The following is a 19920-nucleotide window of genomic DNA, read 5'->3' as shown; positions in this document are numbered from 1 at the left end:
GCCATGGTATCAGCCGTGCAGCTGCAGGCGCGGTTTATCGTTGGCCGGGAGCGCAGGCCGCCTGGGCGCGGCGCCGCCTTGCTGCAGCTTGAACACCGCGATCGCCTGCGACACGCAACGCGTCTGCTGCGCCAGGTTGCCCGCGGCAGCGGCGGCCTGCTCCACCAGCGCGGCATTCTGTTGCGTGATGTCGTCGATCCTGATCACCGCCTGGTTGACCTGGCCGATGCCATCGCTCTGCTCACGGGTGGAGTTGGAAATCTCGCCCATCACCCGGGATACGCGCGCCACCGATTCGATCACCTCGCTCATGGTCTGGCCGGCGCTGTTGGTCAGCGAGGTGCCCGCCTGCACCTTCTCGATCGAGGTATCGATCAGGGCCTTGATTTCCTTGGCGGCCGTGGCCGAACGTTGCGCCAGGCCGCGCACCTCGCTGGCCACCACGGCAAAGCCGCGTCCCTGCTCGCCGGCGCGCGCGGCTTCCACCGCCGCATTCAGCGCCAGGATATTGGTCTGGAAGGCGATGCCGTCGATCAAGCCGATGATGTCCAGGATCTTGTTGGACGAGGCGCTGATGTCGCCCATGGTGCTCACCACCTGCGACACAATGGTGCCGCCCTGCGTGGCCACCTCGCGCGCGCGCTCTGCCAGCTGGTTGGCGCTGGCCACATTGCTTGCGCTTTGCTGCACGGTCGCGGTCAGCTCCTCCATGCTGGACGCGGTCTCCTGCAGGCTGGACGCCTGCGACTCCGTGCGTCCCGACAAATCCATATTGCCATCGGCAATTTCATCGGTGGCCACCGAGATCTCATCAAAGTTGGCGCGCACATCGCCGATGATGCTGTGCAGGTTGATGTTGGTCTGCCGCAGCGCCGCCAGCAACTGGCCCATTTCATCGTCACGCCGGATCTCGATCGATGCGGTCAGGTCGCCACCCGCCATCATGCGCGCTGCCCTGGTGGCCTGGCGCAAAGGCAGCGCCACGTTCACGTACAGGTTGCGGCCAAACAGCAGCATGCCGGCCAAGGCCACCACGGCGGCGCCGGCCAGCCAGCCTTGCGCCCGGGCCACGGTGGCATCGTCCGCCAGCAGCAAGGTCAAGGCTTGTAAAGCCAACACGCCCACCAGCAGCGAGGTGGCGATCAGAATCTGCGTCGACAACGAAGCGCGCAGCATGTTCTGCATGCGCGCCACCAGCCCGGTCGCCACCGCACGGCCATTCACAATGCGCAGCTTGCGCGGATTGCCAGCCTTGATTTCACGGTACAAGGCATCGGCCGAACGCACCTGCTCGCGCGACGGCTTGGTGCGCACCGACAGATAACCCACCGGCTTGCCGTTCTCGATCACCGGCGTGACATTCGCCAGCACCCAGTAGAAATCGCCGTTCTTGCAGCGGTTCTTCACCAGCCCGGTCCAGGGCATGCCGCTGCGGATGGTGCTCCACAAATCCGCAAAGGCTTCCACCGGCATGTCGGGATGGCGCACGATGTTTTGCGGCGCGCCCATCAGCTCTTCTTCGGTAAAGCCGCTCACTTCAATGAAATAGGGATTCGCGTAGTTGATATTGCCCTGCAAATCGGTACTGGAGACGATGGTACGGCCGTCTTCCATGATGTATTCGTTTTGCGTGACAGGGGAATTGATTCGCATGGACCGCTCCTATACTTTGTTTTTAGTAGGGAGGCGAACCGGGGTTTGGGGGGCGCCGCAGGCCGGGCATGGCCTGAGCGCCCAGAATAAAAGTATTTGATATTCCAGAATATCAACAATTGTCACAATGCTGCGCAGAAACAACACTTGATTAGTCTGGCTTGAAGTTTTGTCCCAGCGACATTGGCTTATTCAACAAGATTGTCTGCGGATTGCGGCAGATCAGCACCAGCACCACGATGGTGGCGATGTAGGGCAGCATGGACAAAAACTCCGAGGGGATAGCCAGCCCCATGCCCTGGCCGTGGAACTGCAGCACAGTCACACCGCCGAACAGGTAGGCGCCAATCAAGACGCCGCGCGGCTTCCAGGTCGCGAACACTACCTGCGCCAGCGCGATCCAGCCGCGGCCGGCGGTCATGCCTTCCACCCACATCGGCGTCAGCGCCAGCGACAGGTAAGCGCCGCCCAGTCCGGCCATGGCGCCGCCAAACAGCACCGTGCCGTAGCGCAGGCTGATCACCGGGAAGCCGATCGCGTGCGCGCTATGCGGCGACTCGCCGACGGCGCGGATGATGAGCCCCAGCCGGGTGCGCGCCAACATCCAGCCAACCAGCAGCACCAGCGCGATCGAGAAATACACCATGCCGTCAAAGCCGAACAGGATGGGCATGCGCTCCACCGTCTGCCCCACGTAGCTGCGGCCCAGGAAAGCCGAGACGCCGATGCCGAACAAGGTCAGCGCCAGACCGGTGGCGACCTGGTTGGTCTGCAGCGTCAGCACCAGGAAGCCAAACACCAGCGACATCAGCATGCCCGCCGCCACCGCCGCCAGCAGGCCCAGTGTCATGCTGCCGCTGGTCAGCGTGACGCCGAATCCCACCACGGCACCAACCAGCATAATGCCTTCCAGCCCGAGATTGAGCACGCCGGAACGCTCGGTCACCAGCTCGCCCATGGACGCCACCACCAGCGGCGTGGCCGCGCCGGCGGTGCTGGCGAGGAAGGCGATCAACAATTCAGCGTTCATCATGCGTAAACCTCTTGTTTGATGCGATAGTGAATGAACAGATCAGCGGCCAACAGGTAAAACAGCAGCAGCCCCTGGAAGATGCCGGTGATGGCGGACGGCGCCTGCAGCTCGATCTGCGCCGTCTCGCCGCCGATGTACAGCAGCGACATCAGCAACGCCGACAGCACCACGCCCAACGGATGCAGGCGGCCCACATAGGCCACGATGATGGCGGCAAAGCCATAGCCGGGCGATACTGACGGCTGCAACTGCCCCAGCGGCCCCGCCACCTCGCCCACGCCGGCAATGCCGGACAGCGCGCCGCTGATCATGAACGCCAGCCATACATTGCGCGGTTCGCTGAAGCCGGCATACAGCGCGGCGGCCGGCGCCATGCCGCTGACCTGCATGCGGTAGCCGGCAAAGGTATGCTTGCAGAAGAACCACGCCGCTGCCGCCGCCAGCAGCGACAGGATGAAGGCCGCGTTCACGCGCAGGCCTTCCACCAGCAGCGGCAAGGTGGCCGAGTCGCTGAACATCTTCGATTGCGGGAAGTTGAAGCCGGCCGGATCGCGCATCGGCCCGTGCACCAGATAGCTGAGCAAGTGATACGCGATGTACACCAGCATCAGGCTGACGAGAATCTCGCTGGTGTTGAAGCGCGTGCGCAGCAGCGCCGGGATCGCCGCCCACAGCATGCCGCCCGCGGCGCCCGCCAACAGCATCAGCGGCAGCACCCACCAGGCCTGCACTTCGTCGCAATACAACGCCACCGCACCGGCCGCGATGGCGCCGATGGTCAGCTGGCCGTCGGCGCCGATGTTGTTGACGTTGGCGCGGAAGCCCAGCGCCAGGCCGACGCCGCACAAGATCAGCGGCGTGGCTTTCAGCAGCAGTTCCCCGATGCCGTACGCGGTGCTCCACGGCTTGACGAAATAAACGTAGAACGCATGCAGCGGCTCCTGCCCCACGAAGAAGAACAGCATGGAGCCGGTGAGCAGCATCGCTGCCGCCGCGATCAGCGGCGAGGCCAGCATCATGCGGCGCGAGGGTTCGGGACGTCGTTCAAGCCTGGACATATTCGGGGACTCCCTGGTAATTGAAATCGCCGCTCATCCACACGCCGATCTGGTTGATGCTGGTGGCTTGCGCCGGCACCGCATGCGACAGCCGGCCGTCGGCCAGCACGGCGATGCGGTCGCTCATCATGAACAATTCGTCCAGCTCCTCGGACAGCACCAGCACCGCCACGCCCTGGTCGCGCATGTCGATGATGGCCTGGCGTATCAGCATGGCGGCGCCGATGTCCACGCCCCATGTCGGCTGCGCGAACACCATCACGCCGGGTGCCAGCATGATCTCGCGGCCGACGATGAACTTTTGCAGATTGCCGCCGGAGAGCGAGGCTGCCGCCGAGGCGTCGCCACCGCACTTGACCTTGAAGCGCTCAATGACCTTCTGCGCGAATGCACGCACCGCGCCGCGCTGGATCAGACCCTGGCGTACCATGCCGGTGTGGGCCGCCGGCACATAGCCGGTCAGCAGCGCGTTATCGGCCAGCGACAGATCGGGCGCGGCGCCGCGTCCCAGACGCTCTTCCGGCACGAAGCCAAGGCCCAGCTGGCGGCGCTGCGCCGCATCGAGGGCGCCGACGTCCTGCCCGCACAGCCGTATGGTCCCTTCGCGCGGCTTGAGCGGACGCTCGCCGGAGATGGCTTTCAACAGCTCCTGCTGGCCATTGCCGGAAATGCCGGCGATACCGACAATCTCGCCGCTGCGCAGCGACAGGCTGATGTCCTTGAGGCGCGTGCCAAACGGATCATCGCTTGCCACGCGCAGGCCATCGAGCGACAGCAGCACTTCGCCGGGCTCGCGCGGCTGATGGACACACACCGGCAGCTCGCGGCCAATCATCAGCTCCGCCAGCGATTTGGCGCTTTCCTGCTTCGGCAGCGCGGTGCCGGATACGCGCCCGCCGCGCAGCACCGTGGCCTTGTCGCACAGCGCCTGTATCTCATCGAGCTTGTGACTGATATACAGGATGCTCACGCCCTCCGCTGCCAGCCGGCGCAGCGACTCAAACAGCTTGAGCACCGCATCCGGCGTCAGCACCGACGTTGGTTCGTCCATGATCAGCAGCTTGGGCGATTGCAGCAGACAGCGCACGATTTCCACCCGTTGGCGCTCCCCCACCGACATGCTGTGCACCCGCCGCGCCGGATCGAGCGGCAAACCATATTGCTCGGACACGGCGCGGATGCGCGGCGCCAGCGCGGCCGGCGACTGCTTGTCATCCAGCGCCAGCGCGATATTCTCGGCCACCGTCAGCGTCTCGAACAAGGCGAAGTGCTGGAACACCATGCCGATGCCCAGCTTGCGCGCATCGTGCGGCGAGTAGATGTGAACCTGGCGGCCTTCCCACATGATCTGCCCTGCATCCGGCTTGACCACGCCGTAGATGATCTTCATCAGCGTGCTCTTGCCGGCGCCGTTCTCGCCCAGCACGGCGTGGATCTCGCCCGGCAGCACGGTCAGGTTCACCTCGGCGTTGGCCACCACCGAGGGATAGATCTTGGAGATGCCGAGCATCTGCAAGCGCGGTTCAGTCATCGGCGTCTTCCTCCATCGTATACAAATCGGACACGCCTGCAGACGCAAGTAGCATGCCATCTTCATGCACCGGAAAACGCGCTGTTTTGGTTCTTCGCTCCCCAAAAGCGTGCGCAAACGCGGAAAACAAAGTCGTTTCGTACACAATTTGCACATCCAGCTTGTACACGGGTTAGCACGCTTTCTGCTTAACAGTGGTCACGCATCTATCACACTGGAGAACCACGCAATGCCCGACAAGCGCAAAGCCGAGCAAGCAGTCAAACGCGGTACCACCGCCGTCGACCTGCGCATCTATAAAGCGGTAGTCAATGCCGTCATGAGCCACCGCCTGCCGCCTGGCACCCACCTGGGCGAGGCGGATTTCTGCGACCTGTATCAGGTCAGCCGTACCACTGTGCGCAAAGCGCTGCAACGGCTGGCGCACGATCACATCATCGAGCTGCGGCCCAATCGCGGCGCGGTGATCGCCTCGCCCACGCCGCAGGAAGCGCGCGAGATCTTCGCCGCGCGGCGCGCCATCGAGCGCGAGATTGTGCCGCTGGTAATCAGGAACGCCACGCCGGAATCCATCAAGCAAATCCGCGCCGCGCTGGCGGCCGAGGATGCGGCGCGCCGCAGCGGCGACCGCGCCGGCTGGATACGACTGGGTGGCGAGTTTCATCTGCTGCTGGCGCAGCTGGCCGGCAACCACGTGCTGCAGCGTTTCATGGCGGAGCTGGTGTCGCGCTGCTCGCTCATCATCGCCCTTTACGAAATGCCCGGCAGCGCCATGTGCGAAAACGATGAGCACCAGAACCTGGCCACGCTGATCGAGAAAGGCAAGGTCAAGGAAGCCACGCACCTGATCGAGCACCACCTGCTGGAAATCGAAGCGCGCTTGCGGCTGGCCGAGCAGGATAAAAAGGTGAATCTGGCCGAAGTGTTGTCCGGCTTGTGAATAGTTGGTCCGCATCTTGCTAAGGAGGTAGACAAGATTGAATCCAATTACTAAAACAGATTGGATACAAACAAAGTGCTTTCAAACCCTGACCAGATGGAGTTCACAATGCCACGTCTCGCCCGCAGCACCGTCGCTCTCGCCCTCCTTGCCGCCTGCGGCGCCCAGGCCGCCGACTGGAGCGACACTTCGCTCAGCTATCGTTACGGCACCAAGTTCGCGGAGCCGTTCAACGACAACGACATCACCAAGAACATCGTCAACCTGAGCAGCGTGTCCGGCTACAAATACGGCAAGAACTTCTTCAGCGTCGACCTGCTGATGTCGTCCGAGCTGGATCCGTCGGCGGCCGGTTCCAACAGCGGCGCGCACGAAGCCTATGTGGTGTACCGCCACACGCTGGACTTCGGCAAGATCTTCAACCAGAGCTACGCTTTTGGTCCGGTGCGCGGGGTCGGCGCCACCTTTGGTTTCGACTACAACAGCAAGACCGACGCCGGCTACAACTCCAAGAAGCGCATGGTGGTCGCCGGCCCGACCCTGATGCTGGACGTGCCGGGCTTCCTCGACGTCAGCCTGCTGGCCTTGTGGGAATCGAACGCGCCTTACAACACCTTCACCAACCAGGCCACGCCGCGCTACGCGTACAAGACGCATGCCATGCTCACCGCGGCCTGGGGCATCCCGTTCAAGCTTGGCATCCCGCTATCGTTCGAAGGTTACGCCAACTTCATCACCGCCAAGGGCACCAATGAATTCGGCGGCGGCACCGCGCCCGAGACCAACATCGACATGCAGATCATGTACGACATCAGCGAAGCGGTCGGCACGCCAAAGAACACCTTCAAGATCGGCGTCGAGTACCAATACTGGAAAAACAAATTCGGTAATCCGGACCGCAACAACCCGGGCGCCACCGCACGCACTCCGATGGTCCGTGCTGAATACCACTTCTAACCCCGCGTCATTCCGGCGCAGGCCGGAATCCATAGAACGCAAGCACCGTATTGACACATGCGCTCCATGGATCCGTGCATTCGCAGGGATGACGATCTTGACTACTCACACAAAGGAAACCGCATGATGAATCGCCGCAGAATACTGGCCACCCTGGCCGCCACCGCAGCGCTGGCCGCCGCTCCTTCGTTTGCCGCAGATCCGCTGAAGATCGGCTTTGTTTACGTCGGCCCGGTGGGCGACGCCGGCTGGACCTATGCCCACGATCAGGCCCGTCTCGCCATGGAGAAGGAACTTGGCGGCAAAGTGAAAACCAGCTACGTCGAAAACGTGCCGGAAGGCGCGGACGCGGAACGCGTGATCCGCAAGCTGGTGGCCGAGGGGAACAAGCTGATTTTCACCACCTCGTTCGGCTACATGAACGCGACCGAGAAAGTCGCCAAAACCACGCCTGGCGTCACCTTCCTGCACGCCACCGGCTTCAAAACCGGCAAGAACTTCGGCACTTACGAATCGCGCCTGTATGAGGGCGCTTACCTGAACGGCATCCTGGCCGGCAAGATGACCAAGTCGAATACGCTGGGCTTCATCGCCTCCTTCCCGGTGCCGGAAGTAATCCGCAACATCAACGCCTTCACGCTCGGTGCGCAAAGCGTGAACCCCAAAATCAAGACCAAGGTGATCTGGGTAAACTCGTGGTACGACCCGGCCAAGGAACGCCAGGCCGCTGAAACCCTGGTGGCGCAAGGCGCGGACGTGATGGCGCAGAACACCGACTCGCCGGCCACGCTGCAGGTGGCGCAGGAAAAAGGCGTGTACGCATTCGGCTGGGATTCGGACATGTCCAAATTCGCGCCGAAGGCGCACCTGACTGCGGCCACCAACGACTGGTCGGGCTACTACATCAGCACCGCCAAGGCGGTGCTGGCCGGCACCTGGAAGACCGGGTCGTATCGCGGCGGCCTGAAAGAAGGCATGGTCAAGATGTCCAAGGTGAATGCGGTGGTGCCGGCAGAGACGGTGAAGCTGTTCGACGAGAAGAAGGCCGCGCTGACCGCCGGCACGTTCGATCCGTTCACCGGTCCGATCAAGGATCAATCCGGCGCGGTGAAATATGCTGCCGGCGTGAAGGTTCCCGAAAAGGAGCTGCTGGGCATGAACTTCTACGTGCAAGGCGTGGAAGGCACAATTCCGAAATAAGCATGGACCCGGTCCTTTACAACGACTGGCATCCGGTCGCGCGCTCCAGTCAGATCGCGGCCGGCGCCATGCTGGCCGCCGATCTGCTGGAGACGCGCGTGGTGTTGTGGCGCGATAGCGGCGGCGCGCTGCACGCGTGGGAAGACCGCTGTCCGCATCGCGGCACGCGGCTTTCCATGGGTACGCTGCAGGACGACACGCTGCGCTGTCCTTATCACGGCTGGGCCTTCGGCAAGGAGGGCCGCTGCACGCATATCCCGGCGCTGCCCAACGCGCCGCTGAAAGCGCAGGTGGCGGTGTACCACGTGCAGGAGCGGTACGGCATGGCGTGGGTGTGTCTGGGCGAGCCTGCGCACGCCGGGCCGCCGGCCTTTCCCGAATTTGCCGACGGCCTGCTGCGCAAGGTCTGGTGCGGGCCGTACGACGTGCAATCGAGCGCGCCGCGCATCGTCGAGAATTTTCTCGACATGGCGCATTTCGCCTTTGTGCATGAAGGCATCCTCGGCGACAAGCAGCAGCCGGTGGTGCCCGACTACACGGTCGAGACCTTCGATGACGCGGAGTATGGCAGCGGCGTGTGGGCGAAGCAGTGCCATGCCTGGCAGCCGCAGGCCAGCCGCTCCGCCACCGGCGGCAGCGATATTGAATACACCTACCGCGTGGTGCGGCCGCTGAGCACCATCCTGACTAAGCATCCTCCCGGTGCGATCCGCGAGGCGATCGCCTTGTTCTCACAGCCGCTGACCGAGACCAGCACGCGCGTGTGGATCATCATGGCGCTGAACGATTTCGTCTCCAGCGAGGGATCCATGCGCGAGTTCCAGGACACCATCTTCCTGCAGGATAAACCGATCCTGGAAAGCCAGCATCCGGCACGCCTGCCGCTGGCGCCCGGCGCGGAAGTGTCGGTGCTGTGCGACCGCATGTCGCTGGCGTACCGCAGTTATTTGAAACAGCAGGATTTGCACTACGGAGTCATCAGATGAATGCAACACCGCAGGACCATGAATTCCTGACCCGCGTACTGGCGCTGGCGCAGCGTTCGCGCGACGAAGGCCATCATCCGTTTGCCGCGATGGTGGTGGCGGCCGATGGCACCGTGATTGCGGAGGCGATGAATGCCTCCAGCAGCGACCGCACCGCGCATGCGGAGATGAACGCGCTGCGACTGGCCTCGCAGAAGTTCGATCCGGCGCAATTGGCGACGGCCACCCTGTATTCCAACGCCGAACCGTGCGCCATGTGCAGCGGCGGCACCTACTGGAGCGGCGTGGGGCGCGTGGTGTATGGCATGTCGGAAGCCAGCCTGCTGGAACTGACCGGCAGCGATCCGGAGAACCCGACCCTGTCGCTGCCCTGCCGCACGGTGTTTGCCGCCGGTCAGCGCCCGACCGAAGTCATTGGACCGTTGCGCGAGGATGAAGCGCGCATGGCACACCAGGATTTCTGGCGCAAATAAGGCGTATGATTCACGATACATCCCGACAGGAGGTATCGTGGCGATTTGCACAAGATTGCAATGGCGGCGGCCCGTGTGGCGCGATGCGCATGGCGCTGCCGCGACCACTGTCATGGCCGCGCTGGCGGCGGCGATCGTGGCCGGTTGCGGCGGCGGTGGGGGCGGCAGCGGCAGCAACACGGTCACCACGCCGCCGGCCACACCGCCCGTGGTTGCGGGGTCCTTTGCCGACAGCACGGTCTACTCCAGCGCCGGCAACGCGTCGCTGGCGGCGCCGAATGAAAGCGCCGCCGTCATCGCCAGCAGCATCCAGCTCAAAGGCCAGGCCTTCAACTACACCGCCACCACCGGCCACCTGACCGCTGTCGACGTCAAGACCGGCCAACCGACTGTCTCCTTCTTCTATGTGGCCTACACCGTCGCCAGCAGCGCCAGCCGGCCGCTGATCTTCTTCTACAACGGCGGCCCCGGCTCGGCCTCGACCTATCTGCACCTCGGCTCCTTCGGCCCGCGCCGGCTGGTCAGCACCCTCCCCAGCGCCGCCATCCCGCCGGTGCAGCTGGTGGACAACCAGGAAACCCTGCTGCCCAACGCCGACCTGGTGTTCGTGGACGCCGTCGGCACCGGCTACACCCAGGCCATCGCCCCCAACACCAACGCCGACTTCTGGGGCGTGGACAAGGACGCCGCCGCCTTCCGCGATTTCGTGCAGCGCTACGTCACGGTCAACAAGCGCGAAGCCTCGCCCAAATTCCTGTTTGGCGAATCCTACGGCGCGCCGCGCACCGCGGTGCTGGCCAACCTGCTGGAAACCGCCGGTGTGCAGATCGACGGCCTGATCCTGCAATCGGCCATCATGGATTACAACAGCAACTGCGGCGTGCTTGATCCCGGCGCGGTCAGCTGCGAGGGCTACCTGCCGACCTACGCCCTCACCAGCGCCTATCACCAGCGCGCGGCGGCGGTGCCGGTGGAGGCCGTGCGCACGTTCGCCGCCGGCAGCTACCGCACCGCGATCGCCGCCTACCTCGCCAGCCAGGTCGCGCCGCCGGCCGCCGTGCTGGGCCAGCTGTCCGGGCTGACCGGCCTGTCCACCCTGACCTGGCAGCAGAACTTCAATATGCAGCCCGGCTATTACCAGCAGAACGCGGTCAGCGGCCAGCTGCTGGGCCGCTACGACGCCCGCGTGATCGCGCCCAACGACAGCGCCCTGACGCGCGACGGCGATCCCTCGCTGACGGTGGTCAACGCCAGCTTCGCCAGCAGCATCGTCAGCTACCTGGCGGGCGAGCTGCGCTATACGGCCGCCTCGGCCTACGCGCCGTTCATCGACATCATCAACCGCTGGAACTTCAGCCACGACGGCAAGCAGCTGCCGGACACCATTCCGGACCTGGCTGCGGCCCTGACGCTGAACCCGGCGATGAAGATTTTGGCCATCAACGGCTACCATGACCTGGCCACGCCATTCCACCAGACCGAGCTGGATCTGGCGCGGCTGGATGCCAGTCCGGCCATTGTGCTCAAATATTACGCAAGCGGCCATATGACGTATCTGGACGACACCTCGCGCCGCGCACAACAAACAGATTTGATTAATTTCCTGAACAGCGTCACAGTGTCACACTAAGCCAGGCATCTGCAGATGCGGGGGAGACAACCATGAAGCTTATGCAACTTGCCATGCTGACAACCGCCACGATGGCCCTGTCGCATGCCGGCGCGCAGACGCCGACTACGGACCCGGCAGCACCGGCCCCGACCGCCGTGCGCGCCACCCCGGCTTATCCCGAACCGTACCTGCCGCCGGCGCTGCGCAAGCCGCTGCGCGACTATTCGTCCGGCCCGGTCCTGCTGCGCTACCAGGCCATGCAAAAGCTGAAGAAACGCTTTGACGACGCCGACCTCGACGGCAGCGGCACCCTGACCCGCGAGGAAGCGCGCCAGGCCGGCCTCGGCTTCATCGACAAGAACTTCGAGCACATCGACACCGCCCAGCGCGGCAAGGTCACGTTTGATGACCTGAAGGTGTACCTGATCCAGCGCCGCGAGGAAGCGCGCTCGCGCTAGTTACGGCTGGGGCGGCGCATCGCGGCGCGGCAGCGTCAGGCTGAACACCGAGCCTTCGCCCGGCTTGCTGTCCAGCGTCAGGCTGCCCTCATGCACCTCGGCCAGCTGGCGCGAAATGTACAATCCCAGCCCCAGTCCGGCCGGCCCTTCGCTGCCGACGCCGCGTTCATACGGCTCGAAAATGCGGTCCTGCTTATCCGGCGGGATGCCCGAGCCGCAATCGCGCACATCCACCCGCGCCCAGTCCTGCTCCACCGTCAGCGTCACCTGCACCGGCTTCTGGCAGCCGTAGCGCAGCGCATTGGTCAGCAGGTTGACCACAATCTGTTCGATGCGGAACTCATCCCACCAGCCGCTGACCGGCGTGGCGGCGTCCAGCGTGATGCTGGTGCCGGCGGTGGCGGCCTGCGGTGTCAGGTCCTGCACCACGCGCCGCAGCAGGCCGGACAGTTCGACCCAGCCCGGCCGCAAGGACAGCTTGCCGCTGCGGATGCGCGACACGTCCAGCATGTCGTCGATCAGGCGGATGATGCTCTGGATCTGGCGGTCGTCGCGCGCCACCATGCGCTGCAGCTGGTCCGGGCCGAAGGCGGCCATATTGCCGCGTTCCAGCTGCATCTTGCGCAACTGGGTTTCCAGATACAAGGTATTGAGCGGCGTGCGCATCTCGTGCGACACCATGGACATGAATTCGTCGCGCATCACCAGCGCATGCTGCAGCTTGGCCTGGGTGGCCTCCTGCTCCTTGCGCGCCGCTTCCAGCGCCTCGACCTGGCGGCGCATGGCCTCGCGCTGCTCGTACAGGGCCACGAACACCTGCACCTTGCCCTTCACCGCGCGCGGGTCCAGCGGCTTGTACAGCACGTCCACCGCGCCGGCCTCGTAACCCTTGAACGAATAGTTCAACTCCTTGCCGGCCGCCGTGACAAACACGATCGGGATCTGGCGCGTTTTCTCGGTGCCGCGCATCAGCTCGGCCAGCTCAAAGCCATCCATGCCGGGCATCTGCACGTCCAGGAAGGCCATGGCGAAATCATGCTGTAACAACAGGGCCAAGGCTTCCTCGCCGGAACCAGCCTGGAACACCTGGCGGCCCTCGCCGCGCACCAGCGCTTCCAGCGCCTGCAGGTTTTCCGGCAGATCATCGACCAGCAGCAGCTTGGTAGGGGATGCATCTTGCATTAATTTTTCTCCAGCATCAACAGCAGTGTATGTATGTCATCCAAGGTCAAAATCAGGTCCGGCTGGCGCAGCGCAATGGCCTCCTGCGGCATGGTCGGCACGTCGGCTTCGCGCGGGTCCTGCACCACGGTCAGGCCGCCGGCCGCGCCGATTGCCGCCAGGCCGGCCGCGCCGTCCTGGTTGGCGCCGGTCAGCAGGATGCCGGCCAGGGCCGGGCCATAGGCGTCGGCCGCCGACTGCATCAAATAATCAATTGCAGGCCGGGCAAAATGTAGTGGCGCCTCGCAACTCAGGGAAAAGCTGCGGTCATTCTCTACAGAGAGATGGTAGCCCGAACCGGCGAAGTATAGCGTTCCGGCTGACACTTCTTCTTTATCACGCGCCTCGCGCACCGGCAAGTGCATGCGCTGCTGGAACACCCCGGCCAGATGGCTCTGCCGCCCTTCGGGAATGTGCAGGATGGCCATCAGCGCGCGGCCATAACCGGCCGGCAAGCCTGGCAGCAGGCGCAGCAGCGCGCCGACGCCGCCGGCCGAGGCGCCGATCACCACCGCCTCGACCTTGCGGCCGGCCAGCGCAGCTTGTAGTTGAGCGGGGTCCATGCCGGTCAGCGCTTGCGGAACAGGCGCTCACGCTTGAGCACCGGCTCAAAGCACGGCGCATACGTGGAGAAATCGATGCTTTCCTTGCTGCCCAGCCCCAGGAAGCCGCGGTGGCACAGCGATTCATGGAACAGGCCGAAGGCGCGCTCCTGCAACTTCCGCTTGAAGTAAATCATCACGTTGCGGCAACTGATCAGGTGGGTTTCCGCAAACACGGCGTCAGTGGCCAGGCTGTGATCGGCAAAGGTAACGTTCTCGCACAGCGTGCTGTCAAACAGCGCGGCATTGTAGGCGGCCGTGTAGTACTCGGAAAAACTGCGGGTGCCGCCGGCCGCCTGGTAGTTCTGCGTGTATTCGCGCATGGCTTCCAGCGGGAACACGCCCTTGCGCGCCTTCTCCAGCGATTGCGGGTTGATGTCGGTGGCGTAAATCATGCTGCGTTCCAGCAAGCCTTCTTCCTTGAGCAGGATGGCCATGGAATACACTTCCTCGCCGGTGCTGCAGCCGGCGATCCAGATCTTGAGCGAAGGGTAGGTGCGCAGCACCGGCACCACATGCTCGCGCAGGCCGGCGAAGTAGCCCGGGTCGCGGAACATCGAGGTGACCGGAATGGTCAGGAATTGCAGCAGCTGGCTGAAGGCGGCCGGCTCGTGGATGATGCGCGCCTGCAGCGCCGAGATGCTGTCGCAATCCATTTCCTTGAGCGCGTGCAGTACCCGGCGCTTTTGCGAAGCGCCGGTGTAGTCGCGGAAATCGTAGCTGTACTTCATGTAGATGGCTTCCATCAGCATCTTCAGCTCGATTTCGGTATCGCTGTGCATGGTCAGCTCCGTTCCGCGTTCGGCATCCAGACGCGCAGCAGGGAGTACAGGCGCGACAGGTCGATCGGCTTGGCCAGGTAATCGCTGGCGCCGGCCGCCAGGCATTGCTCCTGGTCGTCCTTCATGGCCTTGGCGGTGATGGCAATGATGGGCAGGCGGGCAAAGCGTTGGTCGGCGCGGATGCGGCGCGTGGCCTCCAGGCCATCCATGCCTGGCATCATCACGTCCATCAGCACCAGATCGATGTCCGCGACGCTATCGAGCTTTTCCAGCGCTTCGTGGCCGTTGCGGCCGACTTCCACCAGCGCGCCTCTTTGCTCCAGCGCGCTGGTCAGGGCGAAGATGTTGCGCACGTCGTCATCCACCAGCAGGATGCGCCGTCCTTCAAACACGCGGTCGCGCGAGCGCACCGTCTTCAGCATGCGCTGGCGTTCGCTCGACAGGTCGGCTTCCACCTTGTGCAGGAACAGCGTCACCTCATCCAGCAGGCGTTCCGGCGAACGGGCGCCCTTGATGATGATGGAGCGCGAGTATTTATGCAGGTCGGCTTCCTCGGCGCGCGACAGGTTGCGGCCGGTGTACACGATCACCGGCGGGAACGCGGCCAGCGACTCGTTGGCCATGCGCTGCAGCAGCTCATTGCCCTGCATGTCGGGCAGCTTGAGGTCGATGATCATGCAATCGTAGACGGTGGTGCGCAGCAGCGCCAGCGCTTCCTCGCCGCTGCCGACCGCGACAATGTCGACGTCGTCATCGGCAATCAGCTGCACCACGCTGTCGCGCTGGCGGTCGTCATCCTCCACCAGCAGCACGCGCTTGATTTTTTGCGTGAGCTTGGTTTCGATGCGGTGGAACACTTCCATCAGCTGCTCGCGCGTGGTGGGCTTGAGCGCGTAGCCGATGGCGCCAAGGTGCAGGGCGGCCTCGCCGTTGTCGCTGCCGGACACCACGTGGACCGGGATGTGGCGGGTTTGCGCATCGTCTTTCAACAGCTGCAGCACCGACAGGCCGGAACGGTCCGGCAGGCGGATGTCCAGCAGGATGGCATTCGGCTTGTATTCGCGCGCCAGCGCCAGGCCCTCATCGGCATCGAAGGCGACCAGGCAGTGATACTGCTGCTCGTGCGCCAGCTCGTACAGGATGCGGGCAAACGGCGCGTCGTCTTCCACCACCAGCACCAGGCGGCCGCGGGCGGCGCCGGCGGCCGGCACCAGCAAGCGGTCATCGTCAAACGGCCGCGGCGTGGCCGGGGCCGGAGCGGGCGGCTGCGTGGGCACTTCAGGCAGGGGCGCGGTGCTGGTGTCCACCACGGCCGGCATGCTGGCGCTGCCGGCGCGCGGTCCCGGCTCGGGCGCAGTCCAGGCCACTGGCAGCGTCAGCGTGAAGCAGCTGCCCTTGCCCGGCTCGCTGACCAGGCTGATGCCGCCGCCCAGCAGCTGCGCCAGGTCGCGCGAGATCGACAGGCCCAGCCCGGTGCCGCCGTACTTGCGGCTGGTGGTGCCGTCGGCTTGCTGGAAGGCGTTGAAGATGGCTTGCTGGTCTTCGGCGCGGATGCCGATGCCGGTATCCTGCACCGAGAATGCCACCGCATCCTGGCCGCGCGCCTGCAGCGACAGCGTGATCTGACCGGTGCTGGTGAACTTGAGCGCGTTCGACAGCAGGTTTTTCAGGATTTGCTCCAGGCGCTGGCGGTCGGTCACCATCTGCGCGCTGACGTCGTCCGCCACCTGCAACTGGAAGGCCAGCTTCTTCTGCTGGGCCAGCGGTTCGAACACCATGGCCATGCCTTCCACCACATGGCGCGCCGACAGCTGCTCGGGCACCAGGTCCAGCTTGCCGGCCTCGACTTTTGAGATATCGAGAATGTCGTTGATCAGGTTGAGCAGGTCATTGCCGGCCGAATAGATGGTATTGGCAAAGCGCACCTGCTCCTCGTTCAGATTGCCCGGGGCGTTTTCCGCCAGCAGCTTGGCCAGGATCAGCGAGCTGTTCAGCGGGGTGCGCAGTTCGTGCGACATATTCGCCAGGAACTGCGACTTGTACTGGCTGGCGCGCTCCAGATCGCGCGCGCGTTCTTCCAGGTCTTGCTGGGCCTTCAGCAGCTCGGCGTTTTTCTGGTCGAGCGCCTGGCCTTGCTCGGCCAGCTGTTCGTTGGTCTGCTCCAGTTCGGCCTTCTGGTTTTCCAGGCTAGCCTGCGATTCCTCCAGCACGCGCGACTGCTCTTCCAGTTCCTCGTTGGCGGTGCGCAGCTCTTCCTGCTGCACCTGCAGCTCCTCATTGAGCTGCTGGGTTTCTGCCAGCACTTCCTGCAGGCGCTGGCGCGAAGCGCTGGCCTCAATGGCCGCGCCGACATTGCCTTTCACCAGCGTCAGGAGATCCAGATCGCGCTCGCTGACCGGGCGCAGCAGGCCAAGCTCGATCACGCCATTGATTTCGCCGTCGCTATCGACCGGCGCCAGCAGCACGCTGACCGGCGCGCCGGCGCCCAGGCCGGAGCTGACCTGAATGTAATTGGCCGGCACCGGCTCCAGGCGGATGATGCGGCGCTCCAGGGCCGCCTGCGCCACCAGCGTTTCGGCCGGCTTGAACTGCTGCTCGCGCTGCTCCCACTCCTCGCTGAAACCGTAGGATGCGGCGCGGCGGAAGCTGCCATCGGGCGCACGCACGTACAGCGCGCCCACCACCACGCCCAGATAGCGCGCCAGGAATTGCAGCAACACCGACGACAGCTGCGGCAACGCCAGCTGGCCCATGCCCTGCTGCGCCAGTTCGCTCTGGCCGGTGCGCAGCCAGGCTTGCTGCTGCAACTGGCTGGCATGCTCGGCGTGCTCGCTCAGCGCCTTGGTATAGACCTTGGACAGGCCGGTCAGCTCGCGCCGGCCGAACCAGGCCAGGATGCCGCCCACCCCCAGCGTCAGCAGCAGATAAATGATCGCCACCCAGGTGGTGACGGCGCGCGCGTCATCGTTGCGCTCCTGGCGCATGCGCAGCTCGGCGGCCACAAACGCGTCGAGCTGGCGGCGGATTTCATCGAACTGGTTCTTGCCGCGGCCGGTCTTGACCGAGCCGCTCACATCGCCATTGGCGGCGCGCAGCCGTATCATCTCCTGCGCATACTGGTCCCACTGCTGTTGCTGATACAGGATGGTGCGCAGGCGGTCGAGCTGGGCCGGATTATCGGCCACCATCTTCGACAGGCCGGCCAGGCTGGCGGCCACCTTGGGCTTGGACAGGATATACGGTTGCAGGAAGGACTCATCGCCGGCCAGCAGATAGCCGCGCAAGCCGGTTTCCATGTCCACCATCTCCTTGCCGATCTGGTTGGCATTGCCGATGACGCGTTCGCTGTGCTCGACCCAGTTCATGGTGTTGACCAGATAGGCCAGCAACACGGCAAACACCCCGGCACTGACCACTCCGGCCGCCAGCGGCAGGGTAACGTTACGTACAAGAATGCGACGGAAACCGCGTTCGTCCAAGGTTCCGGAATTGGGCATGATGCGGGCCAAGGTAGCTTAAGGAGCAACAAGTTTAGCTCAAAAACAAGCTTAACAAGACTACCAATTCAACCGTGCGTGAGGGAAATAACAAACCTCACGCACGTTTCAGCCTAAGCCGCCTGTTGCTCCGCCCGGTCGTACCAGATCACACCGTCCGCGCGGATGGTGGTGCGGTTGAGGATGCGGCGGGTGGCCGGCGTGATCGGCGTGGCCTTGTGGGCAACATGCAGATTGTCGGCTATCACCACGTCGCCCGGCAGCCAGTGATGGCGGTAGGTGGCGCCGTCACGCGAGTAATGGCGGTCCACCGCGTCCATCAGCGCACGCGAGTGGTCGGCGCTGTAGCCCAGCACGCCGGCGGTCAGACCGAGGTTCAGGTACAGCGCCGGCAGCTGGGTTTTCGGATGGCGCAACACCAGCGGATGCACCACGCCATTGCGGTGCGCCGTCTTCAGGTCTGCGAACTCTTGCTGGATATCCGGCTGCAGCTCGGCATAGGCGCGCTGCAGGTCGGTGAACAGGGTGTCGCCGCCCTCTTCCGACTGCACTTCCGAATACCAGAAACTGATCGGCGTCGGCTCGGCGCGGAACGAGCCGTCCGAGTGCCAGTAGCGGCCGACCTCGACATGGCCATCCTCCGGCCGGCTGGCCACCCGGAAGATTTCCGGCCAGCCCTGCAACTGCCCGCGCATGGTCGGGAACGTCTCCAGGCTGCCGAACAGGCGGCTGGCCGCCAGCTGTTCTTCGGGCGTGAAGGTCTGATCGCGCACCACCAGCATGCCGTATTCCAGCAACGCCGCGCGCAGCAAATCCGCCATGCCGTCATCGGCACGGCGCAGGTCGACGCCGGTGATTTCAGCGCCAAAACCAACAGGAAGCGGGGTGATTTTCATATGTCCTCCACAAATGAAAAACACTATAATCCCAGCCAAAACTGCTGATAATATGGTCAAATTCGCACTCACCTTTGCGCAGGACGCAACGACATGGATAGATTCGCCGAACTGAAAGCCTTTTGCCTGGTTGCCAGCAATGGCGGCTTCTCGGCCGCCGCACGCCAGCTGGGCGTGGCCACATCCTCGGTCACGCGGCTGGTCGATTCGCTGGAAGAACGGCTGGCCGCGCCGCTGCTGAACCGCTCCACCCGCAGCATCACCCTGACCGACAGCGGCCGCGCCTACTTCGAGCACGCCAGCCACATCCTGGCCGCGCTGGACGAAGCCGATGACGCCGCCGCCGGCCGCGACGCCGAGCCGGCCGGCATGCTGCGCATCGCCGCCCCGGTCACGCTGGCGATCCGTTATATCGCGCCGCTGCTGCCCGAACTGGCGCAGCGCTACCCCCGGCTGGAGCTGGACCTGCGCCTCAGCGACGCGCTGACCAATATGGTGGACGAGGCGATCGACGTCGCCATCCGCATCGGCAATCCGGAACAGCAGCCCAACCTGATCGCCCGCAAGCTGGCCGGCCACCGGCGCCACATCGTTGCCAGCCCGGGCTACCTGGCCGCCCACGGCGCGCCGCCAACGCCGCAGGCGCTGGCAGAGCACAACTGCCTGCTATTTGCTTACGGCACCAGCCGCCCGACCTGGCGCCTGCGCGGGGAGGCGCTGGCGACCGAGGTGGAGGTGCACGGCAAGCTGCAGGTCAACAATGCGGAAATGCTGCGCCAGGCCGCGCTGGGCGGGCTGGGACTGGCGCTGCTGCCGGGCTGGCTGGTGCAGCAAGACTTGGACGCCGGTACGCTGGTGGCGGTGCTGCCCGACTACCAGGCCAATCCCGGCGACATGGACGTCGGCATCTACGCCGTCTACCCGGCCAACCGCCGCGGCGCCTCCAAGATCCGCGCCTTTACCGACCTGCTGGCGGCAGCGCTGGAATAAACGGTAAAAGCAGACCCTGGTGTGCCGCCGT

General features: G+C 64.4%; 17 protein-coding genes. 8 read left to right on the top strand and 9 right to left on the bottom strand.

Translation table 11 applies throughout. From position 1 onward, the window contains the following. Positions 1–9 precede the first annotated feature (9 nt). The 4 genes from ABDW57_RS12405 to ABDW57_RS12390 form a co-directional block, all read right to left on the bottom strand. Positions 10–1653 carry a methyl-accepting chemotaxis protein gene (locus ABDW57_RS12405; protein WP_343730504.1) on the bottom strand — a complete coding sequence of 548 codons (1644 nt, stop codon included), beginning with the start codon at positions 1651–1653 and terminating at the stop codon, positions 10–12. A gap of 151 nt (positions 1654–1804) precedes the next feature. Further along, entirely contained in the window at positions 1805–2686 is an 882-nt protein-coding gene (locus ABDW57_RS12400) for an ABC transporter permease (protein ID WP_343730503.1), read from the bottom strand. Continuing rightward, positions 2683–3744, bottom strand: a complete 1062-nt coding sequence (locus ABDW57_RS12395) for an ABC transporter permease (RefSeq protein ID WP_343730502.1) — start codon at positions 3742–3744, stop codon at positions 2683–2685. Before ABDW57_RS12395 ends, ABDW57_RS12400 begins: the two co-directional genes overlap by 4 nt. Beyond that, a complete protein-coding gene (locus ABDW57_RS12390; protein WP_343730501.1) occupies positions 3731–5275 on the bottom strand; it encodes an ABC transporter ATP-binding protein in 1545 nt (514 codons plus the stop codon). The genes ABDW57_RS12395 and ABDW57_RS12390 overlap by 14 nt, the downstream gene beginning before the upstream one ends. A 229-nt stretch (positions 5276–5504) precedes the next feature. Here ABDW57_RS12390 and ABDW57_RS12385 point away from each other — a divergent pair, with 229 nt between their 5' ends. From ABDW57_RS12385 to ABDW57_RS12355, 7 genes are all read left to right on the top strand, one after another. Then, positions 5505–6215, top strand: a complete 711-nt coding sequence (locus tag ABDW57_RS12385) for a GntR family transcriptional regulator (protein WP_343730500.1) — start codon at positions 5505–5507, stop codon at positions 6213–6215. A 108-nt stretch (positions 6216–6323) separates the two neighbouring features. Then, positions 6324–7172 (top strand): outer envelope protein, encoded by an 849-nt coding sequence (locus tag ABDW57_RS12380; protein WP_343730499.1) that lies wholly within the window; start codon positions 6324–6326, stop codon positions 7170–7172. A gap of 123 nt (positions 7173–7295) precedes the next feature. After that, a complete protein-coding gene (locus ABDW57_RS12375) occupies positions 7296–8372 on the top strand; it encodes a BMP family ABC transporter substrate-binding protein (protein ID WP_343730498.1) in 1077 nt (358 codons plus the stop codon). Between the two features lie 2 nt (positions 8373–8374). Further along, positions 8375–9358: an aromatic ring-hydroxylating dioxygenase subunit alpha gene (locus tag ABDW57_RS12370; RefSeq protein WP_343730497.1), complete on the top strand. Its 984-nt coding sequence runs from the start codon at positions 8375–8377 to the stop codon at positions 9356–9358. Continuing rightward, positions 9355–9831 carry a nucleoside deaminase gene (locus ABDW57_RS12365; protein ID WP_343730496.1) on the top strand — a complete coding sequence of 159 codons (477 nt, stop codon included), beginning with the start codon at positions 9355–9357 and terminating at the stop codon, positions 9829–9831. Before ABDW57_RS12370 ends, ABDW57_RS12365 begins: the two co-directional genes overlap by 4 nt. A gap of 73 nt (positions 9832–9904) precedes the next feature. After that, positions 9905–11461, top strand: coding sequence for a peptidase S10 (locus tag ABDW57_RS12360; protein ID WP_343730495.1), 1557 nt, complete (start codon positions 9905–9907; stop codon positions 11459–11461). 32 nt (positions 11462–11493) lie between these two features. Beyond that, entirely contained in the window at positions 11494–11901 is a 408-nt protein-coding gene (locus ABDW57_RS12355) for an EF-hand domain-containing protein (RefSeq protein WP_343730494.1), read from the top strand. Here the strand turns inward: ABDW57_RS12355 and ABDW57_RS12350 are convergent, their stop codons facing one another. The 5 genes from ABDW57_RS12350 to ABDW57_RS12330 all read right to left on the bottom strand — a co-directional run bounded on the left by ABDW57_RS12350 (position 11902) and on the right by ABDW57_RS12330 (position 18899). After that, on the bottom strand, positions 11902–13083 hold the full coding sequence (locus ABDW57_RS12350; RefSeq protein WP_343730493.1) for a hybrid sensor histidine kinase/response regulator: 1182 nt from the start codon (positions 13081–13083) through the stop codon (positions 11902–11904). Beyond that, positions 13083–13685 carry a chemotaxis protein CheB gene (locus ABDW57_RS12345; RefSeq protein ID WP_343730492.1) on the bottom strand — a complete coding sequence of 201 codons (603 nt, stop codon included), beginning with the start codon at positions 13683–13685 and terminating at the stop codon, positions 13083–13085. The genes ABDW57_RS12350 and ABDW57_RS12345 overlap by 1 nt, the downstream gene beginning before the upstream one ends. A gap of 5 nt (positions 13686–13690) precedes the next feature. Further along, entirely contained in the window at positions 13691–14506 is an 816-nt protein-coding gene (locus ABDW57_RS12340) for a protein-glutamate O-methyltransferase CheR (RefSeq protein ID WP_343730491.1), read from the bottom strand. 2 nt (positions 14507–14508) lie between these two features. Further along, positions 14509–18003, bottom strand: coding sequence for a response regulator (locus ABDW57_RS12335; RefSeq protein WP_343730490.1), 3495 nt, complete (start codon positions 18001–18003; stop codon positions 14509–14511). Positions 18004–18116: 113 nt separating this feature from the next. Beyond that, positions 18117–18899: a TauD/TfdA family dioxygenase gene (locus ABDW57_RS12330; RefSeq protein ID WP_343730489.1), complete on the bottom strand. Its 783-nt coding sequence runs from the start codon at positions 18897–18899 to the stop codon at positions 18117–18119. A 93-nt stretch (positions 18900–18992) separates the two neighbouring features. Between ABDW57_RS12330 and ABDW57_RS12325 the strand changes: the two genes are divergently transcribed. Next, positions 18993–19889 (top strand): LysR family transcriptional regulator, encoded by an 897-nt coding sequence (locus ABDW57_RS12325; protein WP_343730488.1) that lies wholly within the window; start codon positions 18993–18995, stop codon positions 19887–19889. Positions 19890–19920: the final 31 nt, after the last annotated feature.

It is taken from the genome of Duganella sp., assembly GCF_039595735.1.
GTDB lineage: Bacteria > Pseudomonadota > Gammaproteobacteria > Burkholderiales > Burkholderiaceae_D > Rugamonas.
The sequence above is the reverse complement of the archived record's forward strand: the minus strand, read 5'-3'. Positions and strand labels throughout refer to the sequence as shown.